The organism is Streptomyces sp. GMY02, assembly GCF_019056675.1.
In the GTDB taxonomy this organism is placed as follows: domain Bacteria; phylum Actinomycetota; class Actinomycetes; order Streptomycetales; family Streptomycetaceae; genus Streptomyces; species Streptomyces odonnellii.
On the sequence record NZ_CP077658.1, the window covers coordinates 635,105 to 652,447 of the forward strand.

At 70.0% G+C, this 17,343-nt stretch carries 14 protein-coding genes and 1 pseudogene; 8 read left to right on the top strand and 7 right to left on the bottom strand.

What is annotated here, in order from left to right; genetic code table 11:
• Positions 1–30 precede the first annotated feature (30 nt).
• The 3 genes from KQY30_RS02640 to KQY30_RS02650 all read right to left on the bottom strand — a co-directional run bounded on the left by KQY30_RS02640 (position 31) and on the right by KQY30_RS02650 (position 4,727).
• Positions 31–1,437 carry an NADP-dependent succinic semialdehyde dehydrogenase gene (locus KQY30_RS02640; protein WP_217305374.1) on the bottom strand — a complete coding sequence of 469 codons (1,407 nt, stop codon included), beginning with the start codon at positions 1,435–1,437 and terminating at the stop codon, positions 31–33.
• Positions 1,438–1,525: 88 nt separating this feature from the next.
• Positions 1,526–3,376, bottom strand: a complete 1,851-nt coding sequence (locus tag KQY30_RS02645) for a transketolase (RefSeq protein ID WP_217305375.1) — start codon at positions 3,374–3,376, stop codon at positions 1,526–1,528.
• A gap of 1 nt (position 3,377) precedes the next feature.
• Positions 3,378–4,727 (bottom strand): NAD(P)/FAD-dependent oxidoreductase, encoded by a 1,350-nt coding sequence (locus KQY30_RS02650; protein WP_217305376.1) that lies wholly within the window; start codon positions 4,725–4,727, stop codon positions 3,378–3,380.
• 280 nt (positions 4,728–5,007) lie between these two features.
• On the opposite strand from KQY30_RS02650, the gene KQY30_RS02655 reads away from it, so the two are divergent.
• A complete protein-coding gene (locus tag KQY30_RS02655; protein ID WP_232788658.1) occupies positions 5,008–5,517 on the top strand; it encodes a DUF5709 domain-containing protein in 510 nt (169 codons plus the stop codon).
• A gap of 148 nt (positions 5,518–5,665) precedes the next feature.
• On the opposite strand, the gene KQY30_RS02660 is transcribed toward KQY30_RS02655, so the two are convergent.
• The 4 genes from KQY30_RS02660 to KQY30_RS02675 form a co-directional block, all read right to left on the bottom strand.
• Positions 5,666–6,181, bottom strand: coding sequence for an ATP-binding protein (locus KQY30_RS02660; protein ID WP_217305377.1), 516 nt, complete (start codon positions 6,179–6,181; stop codon positions 5,666–5,668).
• Between the two features lie 224 nt (positions 6,182–6,405).
• On the bottom strand, positions 6,406–6,798 hold the full coding sequence (locus KQY30_RS02665; RefSeq protein ID WP_254406904.1) for a hypothetical protein: 393 nt from the start codon (positions 6,796–6,798) through the stop codon (positions 6,406–6,408).
• An 84-nt stretch (positions 6,799–6,882) separates the two neighbouring features.
• A complete protein-coding gene (locus KQY30_RS02670; RefSeq protein WP_217305378.1) occupies positions 6,883–7,416 on the bottom strand; it encodes a type 1 glutamine amidotransferase domain-containing protein in 534 nt (177 codons plus the stop codon).
• Between the two features lie 56 nt (positions 7,417–7,472).
• Positions 7,473–8,570 (bottom strand): amino acid ABC transporter permease, encoded by a 1,098-nt coding sequence (locus KQY30_RS02675; RefSeq protein ID WP_217305379.1) that lies wholly within the window; start codon positions 8,568–8,570, stop codon positions 7,473–7,475.
• Between the two features lie 634 nt (positions 8,571–9,204).
• Between KQY30_RS02675 and KQY30_RS02680 the strand changes: the two genes are divergently transcribed.
• The 7 genes and pseudogenes from KQY30_RS02680 (at position 9,205) to KQY30_RS02710 (ending at position 17,251) form a co-directional block, all read left to right on the top strand.
• Complete coding sequence (locus KQY30_RS02680; protein WP_217305380.1) at positions 9,205–10,338, top strand: LLM class flavin-dependent oxidoreductase; 1,134 nt, start codon at positions 9,205–9,207, stop codon at positions 10,336–10,338.
• Positions 10,338–10,859 carry a GNAT family N-acetyltransferase gene (locus KQY30_RS02685; protein WP_217305381.1) on the top strand — a complete coding sequence of 174 codons (522 nt, stop codon included), beginning with the start codon at positions 10,338–10,340 and terminating at the stop codon, positions 10,857–10,859. Before KQY30_RS02680 ends, KQY30_RS02685 begins: the two co-directional genes overlap by 1 nt.
• A gap of 121 nt (positions 10,860–10,980) precedes the next feature.
• Positions 10,981–11,877: an ABC transporter substrate-binding protein gene (locus tag KQY30_RS02690; protein ID WP_254407521.1), complete on the top strand. Its 897-nt coding sequence runs from the start codon at positions 10,981–10,983 to the stop codon at positions 11,875–11,877.
• 16 nt (positions 11,878–11,893) lie between these two features.
• Positions 11,894–12,868: pseudogene (locus KQY30_RS02695) on the top strand (amino acid ABC transporter permease); the annotation flags it as partial.
• A gap of 82 nt (positions 12,869–12,950) precedes the next feature.
• Positions 12,951–13,760: an amino acid ABC transporter ATP-binding protein gene (locus KQY30_RS02700; RefSeq protein ID WP_302185296.1), complete on the top strand. Its 810-nt coding sequence runs from the start codon at positions 12,951–12,953 to the stop codon at positions 13,758–13,760.
• A 55-nt stretch (positions 13,761–13,815) separates the two neighbouring features.
• Entirely contained in the window at positions 13,816–14,805 is a 990-nt protein-coding gene (locus KQY30_RS02705) for an ABC transporter substrate-binding protein (protein ID WP_254406905.1), read from the top strand.
• 220 nt (positions 14,806–15,025) lie between these two features.
• Positions 15,026–17,251, top strand: a complete 2,226-nt coding sequence (locus tag KQY30_RS02710; protein WP_217310690.1) for an APC family permease — start codon at positions 15,026–15,028, stop codon at positions 17,249–17,251.
• Positions 17,252–17,343 lie beyond the last annotated feature (92 nt).

Genomic DNA, 17,343 nt, shown 5'->3' on the forward strand with positions numbered 1-17,343 from the left:
GCCAGGCGTAAGCCTCCGGCCCGCTCGGGCTCAGTCCCCGGTCGGCTCCGCCGCGTGCCATACCGTCGTGATGTCGCAGAACTCGCGGATCCCGTGCGCCGACAGCTCCCGCCCGTACCCCGATCTCTTCACTCCCCCGAAGGGCAGCGCCGGGTGCGAGGCCGTCATTCCGTTGAAGAAGATCCCGCCCGCCTCCAGGTCGCGGACAAAGCGGCGTACGTCGTCCTCGTCGCGCGTCCATACGTTGGAACTCAGCCCGAACGGTGTGTCGTTGGCCAGTTCCACCGCCTCGTCCGGACCCGCGGCCCGGTACAGCGTGGCCACCGGGCCGAACGCCTCCTCGTGATGGATCCGCATCGCGTCGGTGATGCCGGTCAGGACGGTGGGCTCGTAGTACCAGCCCCGTTCGTACTTCTCCGGGCGCCGGCCGCCGCACAGCGCGGTCGCTCCCCGGCGCAGCGCGTCCTCGACGAGTTCCTCCAGGTCGGCGCGGCCTCGCTCGGTGGAGAGCGGCCCGATGTCGGTGGACTCGTCGAGCGGATCGCCCACGGTCAGCTCGCGCATCCCGGCGGTGAACCGCGCGGCGAAGGCGTCGTACACCTTCTCGTGCACGATGAACCGCTTGGCGGCGATGCACGACTGGCCGTTGTTCTGCACCCGGGCCGTCACCGCGGTCCTGGCCGCCCGCTCGATGTCCGCGGAGGGCATCACGACGTACGGGTCGCTGCCGCCCAGTTCCAGGACGGTCTTCTTGACCTCGTCGCCCGCGATCGCCGCCACCGAGCGCCCGGCCGGTTCGCTGCCGGTGAGCGTCGCGGCGGCCACCCGTGGGTCGCGCAGGACGGATTCGACCGCGTCCGATCCGACCAGCAGAGTCTGGAAACAGCCGGCCGGGAAGCCCGCGCGCCGGAAGAGATCCTCCAGATAGAGCGCGGTCTGCGGCACGTTCGAGGCGTGCTTGAGGAGGCAGACATTGCCCGCCATCAGGCCGGGAGCGGCGAACCGTACGACCTGCCAGAGCGGGAAGTTCCACGGCATCACCGCGAGCACCACGCCCAGCGGCCGGTAGTGGACCCGCACCCGGGAGGCCCCGCTGTCCTTGACGTCGGCGTCGGCGGGGAGTTCGTCGGCGAGCAGTTCCCCGGCGTGCGTGGCGTACCAGCGCATCGCCTTCGCGCACTTCGCGGCCTCGGCACGGGCGGCGGCGACCGGCTTGCCCATCTCGGTGGTCATGGTGCGGGCGATGTCGGGCCCGTCCCGGTCGAGCAGTCCGGCGGCGCGGTTCAGCAGCCGGGCACGCTCGTCGAATGCGGTGGTGCGATAGCGCCGGAACGCGGCGTGGGCGGTGGCGACGCGGCGCTCGATCTCCTCGGGTCCCAGCGCGTCAAAGGTCTTGAGCGTCTCCCCGGTGGCGGGATTGACCGTGGCGATGGGCATGGGCCGCTCCTCCCCGTATGAACTCCGACAGTCCGACCCTCGCGCGCGTCACCCGCCCCCGCAACCGCACCCCGGCCACCGCGTCCCCTCAGCGGATGATCTTCTCCACCAGCAGCCGCACGCCCGCCGCGATCGAGTCCGCGTCGATCCCCGCCGCCCGGAGCTGCTCGCGCGGTGTCGCCGATCCCGGAACCCGGTCCACCGCCAGCCGTACCAGCCGCTTGGGCGCCGGGCGCCCGTCCGAGAACACCTCGGCCACCGCGTCCCCCACACCGCCCTGCGGACGGTGGTCCTCCACCGTGATCAGACAGCCCGTGTCGGCCGCCGCCGCCTGAAGCGTGTGCTCGTCGGCCGGCTTGACCGAGTAGAGGTCGATCACCCGTACGGGAATGCCCTCGACGGCCAGCAGATCCGCCGCCTTGAGGCACTCGTGCACGGTGACACCCGCGCCGATCAGGGTCACCCGGTCGCCGTCCGAGCGGCGGAGCACCTTGCTGCCGCCCACGGGGAACTCCTCGTCCGGCCCGTAGATCACCGGGGTCGCTCCCCGGAGCGTACGGAGATAGCGGATGCCCGAGAGGGCGTGCATGTCCGCCACCAGCCGTGCCGTCTGGTTGGCGTCGCAGGGGTGCAGCACCGTGGTGCCGTGCACGGCACGGAACATCGCCAGGTCCTCCAGGCCCATCTGCGACGGTCCGTCCTGGCCGATCGAGACGCCCGCGTGCGAGCCGACCACATTGATCGAGGCCCGGCCGACGGACGCCATCCGCAGGAAGTCGTGCGCGCGGGTCAGGAACGCCGCGAAGGTCGAGGCGAACGGGACGAAGCCCAGCGCCTGCATGCCGACGGCCGCCGCGATGAGCTGCTGTTCGGCGATGTAGCACTCGAAGAACCGGTCGGGGTGCTCCTTCGCGAAGAACTCCACCCGGGTGGAGTCGCTGACCTCGCCGTCGAGCGCGACGACCTCGCCCTTGGCCGTACCGAGCGCGGCGAGGGCCCTTCCGTACGCGTCACGGGTGGCCACCGAGTCGCCGATCTCGTAGCGCGGCAGTTCGAGGGTGACGGGATGCCTCGCGGTACGGGCGGGGGCCTCGGGTCCTGCGGGCTTCGCCACGGAGACCCGGATGGAGCGCCGGCCGCCCAGCTCCTCGATCGCGCTCTCGGCGTCGGGCAGCGGCTTGCCGTGCATGCCCTCGCGGTCCTCGACGGAGGCGACGCCCTTGCCCTTCCGGGTGCCCGCGATGATCGCGGTGGGCCTGCGGCCGGTCGACCGGGCCTCGTTGAAGGCCGCGTCGACGGCGTCGACATCATGGCCGTCGATCTCGATGGTGTGCCAGTCGAACGCGCGGAGCCTGCGGCCGTACGCCTCCAGATCCCGCTGGTGGCGGGTGGGGCCGCGCTGGCCGAGCCGGTTGACGTCGATGACGAGGGTCAGCGAGTCGAGATGCTCGACCCCGGCGTGCTCGATCGCCTCCCACACCGATCCCTCGGCCATCTCGCTGTCGCCGGAGAGCACCCAGACGTGGTACGGGGTACGGCCCAGCCGCTGGCCGGCGAGCGCCATGCCGACTCCCACGGGCAGCCCCTGGCCCAGCGAGCCGGTGGCGACATCGATCCAGGGAAGCTCCGGGGTCGGATGGCCTTCGAGCCGGCTGCCGAGGGTGCGGTAGGTGAGGAACTCCTGCTCGTCGATCGCGCCCGCCGCCAGATACATGGAGTACAGCAGCGGTGTGGCATGGCCCTTGGAGAAGATGAGGCGGTCGTTGCCCGGGTGGGCGGGGCGGTCGAAGTCGTAGTGGAGATGCTTGGCGAGCAGCACCGCCATCAGATCGGCCGCGGACATCGAGGAGGTCGGATGGCCAGAACCGGCCTTGTCCGCGACCCGTACCGAGTCGACCCTCAACTGCTGTCCCAGTTCGGCCAGTTCTTCGCTGTTCATGTCACTCCTCGCGGGGTGTGCGGTGTGGGTCGGTGGTGTCGGGTCCGCCGGGTACGCGCGCCAGCTCCGGCGACGACGATTCGAGCGGTACGGTCCACGAGCGGACCAGACCGAGCTGTACGGCCTGTCGCGGCAGGATCGATTCGAGCAGCCAGTCGGCGGCGACGCGCACCCGGTTGCCCGGCATGGCCGCCAGGTGGTAGCCACGGGTCACCGCGCCCGCGAGCGGTCCGGACAGCGGCACCCCGAGCGGGTTGGCCGCGGCCTTGACACCGCCGAGGTCCACGACGAACCCCAAGTCGTTGTGCCGGTAGGTCTGTTGCTCGCCGTGGCCGAGGGAGGCGATCACATTGTGGGCCGCGACCCTGCCCTGCCGGCCGGCGTGCTGGGCGGTCATCGGGGTGAACCGGCCCGGCCTGGTGAGGTCCGGTACGGCCGCGGCGTCACCGCAGGCGAACACCTCGGGGTGGCCGGGCACATTGAGCTGTGCGTCGACCAGCAGCCGGCCCCGCTCGACGGGCAGGCCGACTCCGGAGACCAGCGGGTCGGGCCGTACGCCCACGCACCACACCAGGGTGTGGGTCTCGATGAACTCGCCGTCGTCCAGGGTCACTCCGGTCGGTCCGGCGCGTTTGACGGAGGTACGGGTCCGTACGTCCACACCGCGCCGGCGCAGCACCCGGTCCGCGGTGGTGGAGAGCCTGCGGTCCAGTTCGGGCAGGACACGCGGGGCGATGTCGAGGAGCAGCCAGCGGGGCTTGCACGCATGGCGCCAGGCGGGCTGTTTGCGGACCAGGGCATCGGTGAAGAGCTGGCCCTGGGCGGCGACTTCGGTGCCGGTGTAGCCCGCCCCGACGACGACGAAGGTGGTACGGGCGGCTGCCTCTCCATGGTCGGCGGTGTCGGCGGCCAGCTCTATCTGGCGGGTGACATGGTCGCGCAGGTAGAGCGCCTCGGGCAGTCCGCGGAAGCCGTGCGCGTACTCGGCGACGCCGGGCACCGGCAGCAGCTTGTTGACACTGCCCACGGCCAGGACGAGCCGGTCGTACGTCAGCTCGCCGCGCTCGCCCTCCGGTCCCCGGTAGCCGACACACCGCGATTCCAGGTCGACATGGTCGGCCTCGCCGAGGACGAGCCGTACGCGCGGCAGGGTCCCGGGGAGGGAGACGGTCACCCGGCGGGGCTCCAGAATGCCCGCGGCGACCTGGGGCAGGAGCGGGAGATAGAGAAAGTAGTCCGTGGGGTTCAGCAGGACCACTTCCGCTCTGTCCTTCAGGCGGCGGGAGAGCGTGTGGGCGGCTTCGTAGCCGGCGAATCCGGCCCCGACGATGACTATGCGTTTCTGGCTCACGTTCGACTCCGGGCTGTGACATTACGGGTCGTACGGGACGACTTGTCACGTGCCCGCCGAGGGCGGCGACAAACACCCCGGCCCGCCGGGCGTCCCCCGCACCCCGCCGCACGAGCCGTCCCACCTGGGCTTCTGCCGCCGGTTGACACGGTGGGGAGAGGTGGGAAGGTGGACGCAGAGGAAGGAGCCGCCCCTTCCCACCGGCAGGACCCCGACGCGCCGGCGCACGGGGAGCGAGGAGTACGACGTGAGCGGCGACGGCGAAGAGAGTGACGGGCTGATGGGTGACGAGGTCTACCAGCCGGACGGCTCGGAGATCATCGACGACGAGGGCATCCTCGACCCCGAGGACACCCTGCTCGACCGTGGCTCCGACCCCTTCGACGAGGGCTGGTCGCCGCCGGAGCGCCCGCTGGGCGTGGAGCACACCGGGACGACGGCCGCCGAGCAGCGCAGGGGCGAGACGCTGGACCAGCGGCTCGCGGAGGAGGTCCCCGATCTGACGGCCCCGGTGGGGGACGGTATCGGCGATCTGCCGTACGGAGAGGGCGAGACGCTCGACGACGAGGTCGGCGACGACCGCTCGGGGCGGCTGGTGGCGCCCGACGAGGGAGCGCACGAGGACGCCGAGAAGGACATGATCGCCAGCGATGTGGGGATCGACGGTGCCGCGGCGTCGGCTGAGGAGGCCGCGGTGCATCTCATTCCGTACACGGAGGAGTCCGAGGTCCCGTATGCCGACGAGGACGAGATGCCGTACGGCGACGAGGACGAGTACGGACCGCCGTGAGCCGTAGAGCCGCGGGAGCACGGCTGACGCGGTGCGAGCACGGCAGACGCTGTGCACGAGAAGCGCCGTACACCGGAAGCGGGTGACGAACTCCCGCCTGGTGTACGGCGCTTCTGGTGTACGGCACGGCGGCTCGGGTCACATGCGGTCAGACCAGCACGGGAACGGCCGGCCAGGCCGGAAGAGCCGGGGGATCCGGGAAGGGGGCGGGTTCCGGGACCGGCCGGCGCCGCGCGGCGTCGAGCCCGCCGAGCGGGGCCCGCGGCCCCCGCGGTATGTCCTGCGGGCTGCGCACACTCCTGGTGAACCAGATGACCTTGCCCGCGGCCGTGGGGCAGGTGCCCCAACTGTCGCTCAGCGCGGCGACCCGCGCCAGCCCTCCGCCGCCCGCGGTACGCAGCCGGGGCATCCGGGGGCCGTTGTCCTCGACGGACACCGTGAGATGCCGGCCCGTCCAGCGCAGTTCGATCACACAGTGGTTGTCGTCGCCGGCATGACGATGGACATTGGTCAGGAGTTCGGCGACGGCCCTGCCGACGGGATCGATGTGCAGTTCGAGTTTCCAGTGCCGGAGATGGGCTGCGACGATGCGCCGGAGCTGCGCGACGCGCTCCGGGGAGGCGTGCAATTCCACCACGTAGTGACGGGCCAGTGGAACTGTCATGGTCGAGGCTCCTCACACAGAGGCCCAGAGGCTTCGCCACGTTGTACCCCTGCCGCCGGCGTCAACCGCGTACCACTGCTCGCGTACCCGTACCACTGCTGACGACGTACCAACGACCCCCGAGCACGAAGCGTGAGCGATAACCACTTCTGGGTCATCCTCAGGGTGAGGTCGCCTCTCCATGACCGCAACACGAAAGCGGTTCACGCCCCGGACACCGGCGCCTACCGGCTCTCCAGGCGCACCTGGATCTCCTCCTCCTGGTCGCCGAAGGCCGTTCCGATGTCACGGACGGTGAACACGGAGGCCAGGGTTTTCCGCATGCTGTCCACCGCGGCGTAGCCACCTTGGAGGGTGGCCGTCAGTGGCGCGTCCAGCTTCACGGGCCCCGGCTTTCTGCGCATGTGGGAGGCGTCGTACGTCGCGATCCACACGGTGGGACGGCGCTCGGCCACCTCCCGGGGGATGTCGTCGGCGGCGCGGTCACAGGCGAAGGCCGTGCGCAGCACACCGAACACGGCGTGCGCGTCCTCCTTCGCCCCGTTGGTGAGCGCCACCACGACCTCGTCCACGGGCGGGTGCGTACCCTTCCCGGAACTCTTCGCGGAACTCTTCACGGGAATCGCTCCTCTCGCTGTCCTTCCGGGCTCTCCCCGGCGGCGCGGACTCCGTGTCCTCGGAGTCCTCGGATCCCGGGTTCCTCAGATGCCGAGTTCCTTCAGCAACGTCGCACAGAAGGCGTCGAGGTCCGCCGGTTTCCTGCTGGTGATCAGGGTGCTGGGCGCGGAGGTGTCGACCATGACCTGGTCGTCGACCCAGGTGGCGCCCGCGTTGCCGAGATCGGTCCGCAGGCTCGGCCACGAGGTCATCGTCCTGCCCTGCACCACGTCGGCCTCGATCAGCGTCCACGGCGCATGGCAGATCGCCGCCACCGGCTTGCCCGCGTCGAAGAAGTCCTTGACGAACGACACGGCCTTCGGGTCCATCCGCAGGGCGTCCGGATTGGCGACGCCCCCGGGCAGGACCAGCGCGTCGTAGTCGTCGGCGCCGCTCTCGGACACCGTGGTGTCGACGGGGAAGGTGTCCGCCTTGTCCAGGCCGTCAAAGGCCTGGACCTCCCCCGGTGCCGTGGAGACCAGTACGCGATCGCCGCCGGCGTCGCCCACCGCCTGCCACGGTTCGGTCAGCTCGGCCTGCTCCACGCCTGCCGGGGCCATGAGGAATGCCACTCGCATGGGATTCACACCCTTTTCATACGGTTTTGTACTATCTCGTTCGAACCTCTCTCCTCCTACTTGTGAAATTCTTCCCGATTTCCGGCGGGTGAGCGCGTCGGAGCGGTGGCGGTACGGAGACGTCCCGCCAGGTCCGCGGTCCGGTGGCGCAGCCGCTGGAGCGGAGTGGGCGGCAGTTCGCGGGCCGCGCCGCGCGCGTAGTACCGCTCGACGTAGAACTGGCCGACGGACAGCACGCTGGTGACCGCGATGTACCAGAGAGTCGCCACCATCAGCAGCGGGATCACCTGGTACGTGCGGTTGTAGATGAGCTGCACCGAGAAGAGCAGGTCCTGTACGGCGAGGACGCTCACGATGCTGGTCCCCTTCAGGGTGCCGATGAGCATGTTGCCCGCGGTGGGAACGATGGAGCGCATCGCCTGCGGCACGATGATCCGGCGCAGCACCCGCCGGCGGCTCAGCCCCAGCGACTGCGCGGCCTCGGTCTGCCCGCTGTCCACGGAGAGGATGCCGCCGCGCACCACCTCCGCCGCGTAGGCCGCCTCGTGCAGGGTGAGCCCGATCAGGGCGGTGAGTCCGGCGCCGAAGAGGTTCACGGTCTTGAAGGTGAGGAACTCGGGGCCGAAGGGGATCCCGATGCCGAGCGTCGGATAGAGCGCGCCGATGTTGAACCAGAACAGGAGCTGCACCAGCAGCGGGGTGGATCTGAAGATCCACACGTATCCCCAACTGATCGTGCGCAGCACGGGGTTGGCGGACAGCCGCATGACGGCGAAGACGGTGCCGATGAGGAATCCCAGCACCATCACGCCCGCGGTGAGCCAGAGGGTGAGCAGCAGTCCGTCCAGTACGGCGGGCGTGGTGAAGTACTGGCCCACCACACTCCACTGGAACCGCTCGTTGCGGACGACCGAGTTGACGACCATCGCGAGAACGAGCAGCGCCACGGCTCCGGACAGCCACCGGCCGAGGTGACGGCGGGGCACGATACGGGTGATCTCGTCGGCCCCGGGCGGTGACAGATCCCGTTTCGGGGAGGCCGCGCCCGAATGAGGCGTGCCCGAGGAAGGCGTGTCTACGGAAGGTGTGTCCGAAGGGGACGGGCCCGGGGAGGACGGGCCTGACGCTCCGAGGACATCGGGGGTTGCGGACATGAGGGGGCTCCGGCGGGAGAGATCGGGCGGCGGCGGACTTGCGTACTCCGGACGTCTTCGCGCACACCGCGTCCCTCAACACGGCCGGTACGCCCCGGTGTCGGCGCCGGTTTCGCTGAACAGCCGGGCACCACAGGGCCGTACGTCCCTCGATCGTACGGGCGGAGTCGGCGCCCTTGTCAAGGAGCGGCGGTGCCCGACCACAGTGCGGGCACCGGTTGACTTCGGTGAACGTACCGTGCTCAATTGGCTCCATGCAGAAGCAGCCGCCGTTGGTCACCCGCGGCCACATCGACTTCGGTCGAGTGTGGTCCGCCTCTTGTTGCGCCTAGCGCCCTGACCCGGCAGCGGGCCGTCCGACCGGCCCCTCCCTCCCTCGGTGATTTCCGTGGCGGGCCTCTCTCCGCGTTCTTCTCCGGGCGCGCGCTGCCGTCGTCTCCCGACGTTCCACGCGCCATCCGCTGTCTGCGTCATCGCTTCTGAGCCACCGCCTCTGAGCTTCTGAGTTCCGCCTGCCCGCGTCCGCCACAGCTCTTCCGTCGAGCCGCTGTCCCGCGGTGTGTGCCCAGGGTTCCTTCGGCATGCCCTCCGCCCGCGTACGGGCGGCTCCTCTTCCCCGCTCGAAAGGTCCGTCATGCCTGTGGAGTTCCTCGGTATCGCCGCCACCCACGACGGGTCGGAGACGAATCCCCGCTCCGGCGCCGCGTTCGACAAGGAGTACACGCTCAGGCTCGCCCGCGCCCATGAGGACCACGGCTGGGACCGGGTGCTGTTCGCGTACGGTTCGGGCTCGCCCGATCCCGCGCCGGCCGCCGCGTTCATCGCGTCCCGGCTGGACAGGCTCCAGATCCTGCTGGCGCACCGGCCGAACGTGTCGTACCCGACCTATGCCGCCAAGACCTTCGCGACGCTGGACCGGATCAGCGACGGGCGGCTCACGGTCCACTTCATCACCGGGGGCAACGACCACGAGCAGGGCCGCGAGGGCGACACACTCACCAAGGACCGGCGCTACTCGCGGACGCGCGAGTACATCGGCATCGTCAAGCGGATCTGGACCTCGCACGAGGCCTTCGACCACGAGGGCGAGCACTACCGCTTCCACGACTTCGTCAGCGATGTGTTCCCGGTCCAGCAGCCCCGGCCCGGTGTGTCGTTCGGCGGCTCCTCGCCCGCGGCGTACGAGGCGGGCGGCGCCGAGGCCGACATCTACTGCCTGTGGGGCGAGCCGCTGGAGAAAACCGCGGAGCAGATCGAGGCGGTGCGGGCCGCGGCGCTCGCGGCCGGGCGCCCGAAGCCGCCCCGTATCCAGGTGGCCTTCCGCCCGATCATCGCCCCGACCGAGGAACTGGCCTGGGAGAAGGCCCACCGGACGGTGGACGCGATCAAGGCGCGCAGGGAGCAGGGCGACCCGGTCCTGGTGCGCCACCACCGCCGGGGAGAGCCCGAGAACACCGGGTCGCAGCGGCTGATCGCGATCGCGGAGTCGGGCGAGCGCTACGACCGGGCGCTGTGGACCCCGACCGCCGCCGCCACCGGCGGCGCGGGCAACTCCAACGCCCTGGTCGGTACGCCCGAGACGGTCGCCGCGGCGCTGCTCGACTACTACGACCTGGGCGTGGACATCATCTCCGCCCGTGGCTACGACCTGCTGGACGACGCCATCGACTTCGGCCGTCACGTCATCCCGCTGGTACGTGAAGAGGTCGCCAAGCGGGACGCCGAGCGCGCGGCCGAGGGCACGCGGAGCCTGGCCGAGGCGGGCTGATGACCTCCGTCGCCGAACCGGGCGGGCAGACCTGGGTACGGACCGCTCTCTCGGATCCACTGGTGCTGCCGATGCTGAGCGAGCTGGGCCGGGAGTACGCCACCCGCTACGGCATCGACCCGCGGGACGAGCTGGCCCGCTATCCGGAGGAGGAGTTCGAGCCTCCGCACGGGGCCCTGCTGCTGTTGCTGGAGGACGGCGAGCCGGTCGCCGGAGGCGCGTTCCGCCGGTACGACAGCACCACGGCCGAGCTGAAGCGGATCTGGACGCACTCCGCGCACCGGCGGCGGGGGCTGGCCCTGCGGGTGGTCGGCGAACTGGAACGTACCGCCGTCGCACGGGGCTACCGCCGGATCCATCTGACCACCGGGCCGCGCCAGCCCGAGGCGCGAGGGCTCTATCTCACCGCCGGATACACACCCCTGTTTGACACGAGTGCCGATCCGGAGACCATCGGCCCGCTGCCGTTCGAGAAGGATCTCGCCGGCCGTCCCGCCGGCTCCGCCGAAGGAAAGGTATGACCCCGTGCGCCCCCTGATCCCAGGCCGTACGCGGCCCGCGCGCCGCGACGACAGGCCCGTACGTCCCGTACGTTCACCGCGCCCGTCGCGCGGTCGGCTGCCGGCCGTCCTCGCCGCGGCCCTGCTGCTGCCCGTCCTGGCGGGATGCGGTGCGGACACGGTGTCCGGCCCCGGACCGGCGGGCGCGGCCTCGCCCGCGCCCTCGGACGATGTCACCTCGTCGCTGAAGAAGAACGCGGCGCTGGCGAACCTGCTGCCGGCGGATGTCCGCGCGCAGGGCACGCTCCGTATCGCCTCCTTCGTGGGGGCGCCGCCCAGCGCGTACTTCCCCGACACCTCGACCCGTGAGCCGGCCGGGCTGGACATCGACATCGCCGATGCCGTCAGCAAGCTGCTGGGGCTGAGACTTGAGCGGCAGGACGCGAGTTTCGAGGCGATCCTGCCGGCGCTCGGCAGCGGGAAGTACGACCTGGGCACCGCGAACTTCGGTGTCACCGACGAGCGGCGCAAAACGATCGACTTCGTCACCTACATCAATGACGGGCAGGGGTTCGCCGTCCGCAAGGACGACACGAGCCTCAACAAGGTGACCACGCTGGAACAGCTCTGCGGCAAGACCGTCGGCACCTCGGCGGGCACCACCTTCGAGGCGACGCTGAACTCCCAGAAGGGGGTCTGCGCGGACGCGGGCAAGAAGCCGTACACGGTCAAGGTCTTCTCCGACCAGGGCGCCATCACGACCAGTCTTCAGCAGGGCCGGATCGATGTGGTCATGTCGACCATCAACGGACTGCGCTACCAGGCGGCCCAGCCGGCGGCCGGGGTCAGGTTCCTGGGCGAGTTCCACCGGCTCGATGTCGGTTTCGCCTTCGCCAAGGGCTCGCCGCTGCTCAAGGCGTTCCAGGGCGCCGTCAACGAGCTGATCAAGAACGGCACCTACGGCCGGATCCTCGACAAGTGGGGGACGCGGGACTCCGCCATCGAGGAGTCGCAGATCAGCCCGCCCGAAGCGAAGTAGCCGGCAGGAGCCTCCGATGGATACCGCAACCGGCACTCCGGCCGGCACCCCGCCCGTACCGCCGTCCGCGGCACCGCCGACTCCCGCACCGGCGAAGGCTTCCGCGCCCGCCGGAGTCCGTACGGACGTCCCCCCGGGTACGGAAGATCTCGCGGGTACGGAAGATCTCGCGGCGCTGAAGGTCGTGCCCGCGCGCCACCACTGGCGGTGGGTGGCGGGGGCGGCGGCGCTGGTCGTCGTCGCGCAGTTCATCCACGGTCTGGTCACCAATCCCGGCTGGGACTGGGACACCTTCTTCCTCTATCTGTCCACCGACACCGTGCTGAAGGCCGTCTGGGTGACGCTCCAGCTCACCGCGTACGGCACGGTCCTGGGCTTCGCCCTCGGCGTCGTCCTCGCCTTCATGCGGCTGTCGCGCAGCGCGATTCTGCAGACGGTCGCCTGGACGTACATCTGGGCCTTCCGCTCGATCCCGCTCATCGTCCAGCTTCTGTTCTGGTTCAACCTCGCTTACCTGTACCAGGAGTTGGGGGTCGGCGTCCCGTTCGGTCCGGTGCTGTGGAGCTTCGACACGATGAACCTGGTCGGCGCCATGTCGGCCGCCGTCATCGGGCTGGCGCTGCACCAGGCCGCGTACGCCGCGGAGATCGTGCGCGGCGGATTCATCTCGGTGGACGGCGGACAGTTGGAGGCCGCGGCGGCGCTGGGCATCCCCCGGCTGCGGCAGCTCCGCCGCATCCTGCTGCCGCAGGCGATGCGCGGCATCCTGCCCAATGCCGCCAACGAGGTCATCTCCCTCTTCAAGGGCACCTCGATCGTCTCGGTGATGGCGATCGGCGAGCTGTTCTACCAGGTCCAGGTGATCTACGGACGGAACGGCCGGGTCGTGCCGCTGCTGATGGTCGCGACCGCCTGGTACATCCTGCTCACCACGCTGCTGTCCATCGCCCAGTACTACGTGGAGCGGCACTTCGCGCGCGGCGCCGAGCGCACTCCCCGCCCACCCCGCTCCAGCGGGCCAGAGACTTCACCCGCAGGATGCGGGCCGCTGCCGCCACCGGAGGTTTCCCGCGATGACCGCCAACGCCACGAGTGAGAACACCGCCACGGGTGAGAGCAGCGGCGGGCTGATGGTCGATGTGCGGGGTGTGCACAAGAACTTCGGCACGCTGGAGGTGCTGCGCGGGGTCGACCTCCAGGTCCGCACGGGCGAGGTCACCGTCGTGCTGGGCCCCTCGGGCTCGGGGAAGTCGACCCTGCTGCGCAGCATCAACCACCTCGAAAAGCTCAACCGCGGATACGTCAGCATCGACGGCGAGCTGATCGGCTACCGCCGCTCCGGATCCAAGCTGCATGAACTCAAGGAGCGGGAGGTCCTGAAGCAGCGGCTCCACATCGGCTTCGTCTTCCAGAACTTCAATCTCTTCCCGCATCTCACCGTCGTCGAGAACATCATCGAGGCCCCGGTCTCCGCGTTGCGCCGGCCCCGCAGGGCCGCCGTCGAACAGGCCGCCCGGCTGCTGGAGCGGGTGGGCCTCGCCGACAAGGCCGACGCGTATCCGCGGCAGCTCTCCGGCGGTCAGCAGCAGCGGGTGGCCATCGCCCGCGCGCTGGCACTGGAGCCCAAGGTGCTGCTCTTCGACGAGCCCACCTCGGCGCTCGACCCCGAACTGGTCGGCGAGGTCCTCGATGTGATCAAGGATCTGGCCCGTAGCGGCACCACCATGATCGTGGTCACGCATGAGATCGGCTTCGCCCGTGAGGTCGCCGACACCGTGGTGTTCATGGACGACGGACTGGTCGTCGAGCAGGGTCCGCCGGCCGAGGTGCTCGACCGGCCGCGCCATGAGCGGACCAAGGCGTTTCTCTCCAAAGTCCTGTGACGAACCCGTCCTTTCAACTCCCTCTCATCCGCCCGTATCCAGCGAGGAGCCCTCCGTGCCGTCCAGACGTACCCGCCGCACCACCGCCGCACTGCTCGGCCTGATCACCGTGCTCTCCCTCTCGGCCTGCGGCGATCCGGCCGACGGCGCCACCGACGAGGTGTCGGCCAAGGGCTCCGGGAAGGAGGGGCTGAAGATCGACCTCGGCCCCGACCAGAAGCGGATCAGCACGGAGAAGGTCGACTCCGTCGCCGCGCTCGTCCCCGCGGACATCCGGAGGCGCGGCACCCTGGAGATCGTCAACTCGGCCGGTTCCGTACCGCCGTTGGACTTCTACGCGACCGACGACAAGACCGTGATCGGGGTGGAGCCGGACATCGCCTCGCTGGTCGCGGATGTGCTCGGGCTGAAGCCGCACTACAACACGGTCGACTGGGCGAATATCTTCGTCGGCCTCGACAGCGGGAAGTACGACGCCGGGTTCGGCAACATCACCGTCACCGAGGAGCGCAAGGAGAAGTACGACTTCGCCACCTACCGTCTGGACAATCTGGCGTTCGAGGCGAAGAAGGGCGGCGACTGGAAGGTCGCGGGCCCCGAGGACGTGGCGGGCAGGACCATCGGCGTCGCCTCGGGCACCAACCAGGAGAAGCTGCTGGTCGACTGGAGCGAGCAGAACGTCAAGAACGGCCTGAAGGCCACGGACATCAAGTACTACCAGAACGCGAGCGACTACTACCTCGCGCTCGGCTCGGGCCGCCTCGACGCCTATCTCGGCCCCAACCCCACCGCCGCCTACCACGCCGCCGCCACCGGCGAGACCGAGATCATCGGTACGTACTCGGGCGGCGGCGCCGAGGTCCAGGGCAAGATCGCGGCCACCACCAAGAAGGACAACGGCCTGATCAAGGCGCTTCAGCAGGCGCTCGACACCGTGATCAAGAACGGTACGTACGAGAAGGTGCTGGCGCGCTGGGGCCTCACGAGCGAGGCCGTGACCTCCTCCGAGCTGAACCCGCCGGGGCTGCCGAAGACCGCTCCGTAACGATGCCAGGACCACCGGACGAGCGAATATCAAGCCCGTCCGGCGATTGAGGACACCCCACCCGCTCACGCCGATGAGACTCACGGATGTGACGGATACCCAGGGAGAAGGCGGCGGCGACGGCCGGGAGAGCCGCGACGGCCGGCGGACCCGGAACACGGAGGACACCGAGGGCACGCCCGTGCCCGTCGTCGTGGAGAAACCCGACGCACACCAGTCGATGCTGCTCAGGCAGGTGGGCCAGGAGTGGGGGCGGGTGTCCGCCGCCCGTGACGCCTGGCGCGCGGCGCTGCCGGTGGACCCGGACGTCGGCAGCTATCCCGATCCGGCGCAGATCGTGCCGGCCCGCTTCGGCCGGATCGTACAGGTGCCTCCGCTGGGCGGGCTGCCGCTGCCCGCGGATGTGGGCGTGGTGGAGGCGGGCGCTCCGGGGCGGCGCCGGCCGGGTCCGTGGCTGCGGCACGCGCTGCTGGGGGCGCCGCTGCGGAGCACGGCGATCGCGCGGGAGCGGATGCGGAAGACCGTGGCGCTGCCGGTCCTCTCGGCGGACGCGCTGTCGTCGGTCGCGTACGGTCCCGAGGCGCTGCTGGCCGTGCTGGTGCTGGCCGGTACGGCGGGGCTCGCGTACGCGGTGCCGGTGGCCGGGGCGATCGTCTTCCTGATGCTCGCGGTCGGGCTGTCGTACCGTCAGACGATCCGGGCGTACCCGCACGGCGGCGGATCGTACATCGTCGCGACGGACAATCTCGGCCGGGTGCCGGGGCTGATGGCCGCGGCCGGGCTGCTGACGGACTACGTCCTGACGGTCGCGGTCTCCGTCTCGTCCGGGATGGCGGCGGTCACCTCGGCGCTTCCGGGGCTGGCCGGCGATGTCGTGCTGATCGGGCTGCTGGTCATCGCCGTGCTGCTGGCGGGGAACCTACGGGGGGTCAGACAGGCGGGAGCGCTGTTCGCGGCACCGACGTACGCCTTTGTCATCGCCGTACTCGCGCTGGTGGCGGCGGGTCTGTACGACGCGGCCGGGCGGGACTTCCAGCCCGTACCCGCGCCTTCGACGCACGCGGTCGAGGGGGTCGGTCTGCTGCTGGTGATGCGGGCGTTCGCCTCGGGGTCGACGGCGATGACCGGTATCGAGGCGATCTCGAACGCGGTGCCCGCGTTCGAGCCGGTCGCGTGGCGCAATGCCCGTACGACACTGTCCTGGATGATCGGACTGCTCGTCACCCTGTTCGCGGGCACGATCGCCGTGGTCCATCTGTCGGGTGTGGTGCCCGAGTCGCAGGAGACCGTCCTCTCCCAGCTCGCCCATCTCAGCTTCGGCTCCGGCGGGATGTACATCTTCATCCAGGCGGCGACGGCACTGGTGCTGCTGTTGGCGGCGAACACCGCGTTCAACGACTTCCCCAGGGTGCTGTATCTGCTGGCGCGCGACGACCACGCGCCCCGGATCTTTCTGCGGCTCGGGGACCGGCTGGCGTTCAGCAACGGCATCATCCTGCTGTCCGTGCTGGCCGCGGTGATCTTCGCGGCCTTCGACGGGAAGACCGCGTCACTCATTCCGCTGTACGCCGTCGGGGTCTTTCTCGCCTTCACCCTGTCGCAGTGCGGCATGGTGGTCCACTGGTGGCGGCGGCGCGACCGGCACTGGCGCAAGAGCCTCGCCTTCAACGCGACGGGCGCCGTGCTCTCGGCCGTGGTCTTCATCACGGCGGGCATCACCAAGTTCACCGAGGGCGCGTGGCTCGCCATTCTCACCATCGCCTTGTTCCTGCTGGTGACCACCAGGATCCGGCGCCATTACGACGCGGTGCGCAGGGCGCTGCGGCTGCACGCGCGGAGCATCGAGATTCCGGGCCGTACCCTCCGGGCGCGGCCGGAGACCCGTGCACCGGGGAAGGAGGAGGAAGCAGAAGAGACGGGGGGAGGCGCCGAGGGTCCGTCAGAGCGCGTCCCCGTCAGGAAGAGGCGGGTGGAGCGCAGGGAACGGAAGAAGCCGGAGGTTCCGGAGGAGGAGCGGGAGGAGACCCCCGAGGAGATCAGGCATCTCTCCGTCGTCCTGGTCGACGAGCTGCACCAGGCGAGCATGCGCGCCCTGGCCTATGCCGCCTCTCTCCAGCAGCCCGTGCTGGCCCTGCATGTGAGTCCCAGTGACGAGGACGCCCGGCGCTTCCGCGAGAGCTGGCAGCTCTGGGGAGACCATCTGCCGCTGAGAATCGTCATTTCCCCCTACCGGGCCATCGTGACCCCGCTGATCAGCTATATCGAGCAATTGCACCATCAGCGCCCCGATCTGACGATCACCGTCATCCTGCCCGAGATCGTCGTACGCCACTGGTGGCACCGCATCCTGCACAGCCCGCTGGCTGCGCGGCTGCGCCGGGCGCTGCGGCCGCTACCCAAGATCGTGGTGACGACCGTGCCCTTCCATGTGTACGGCGCGGTGTAGCCGGGGCCCGAGTCCTCCGGATATGCGAAAAGAGTATGGAATGCTCAGCTACTGTCCTGATTGGTCGATTTGTCGGTTTCATCCTAGGGTGG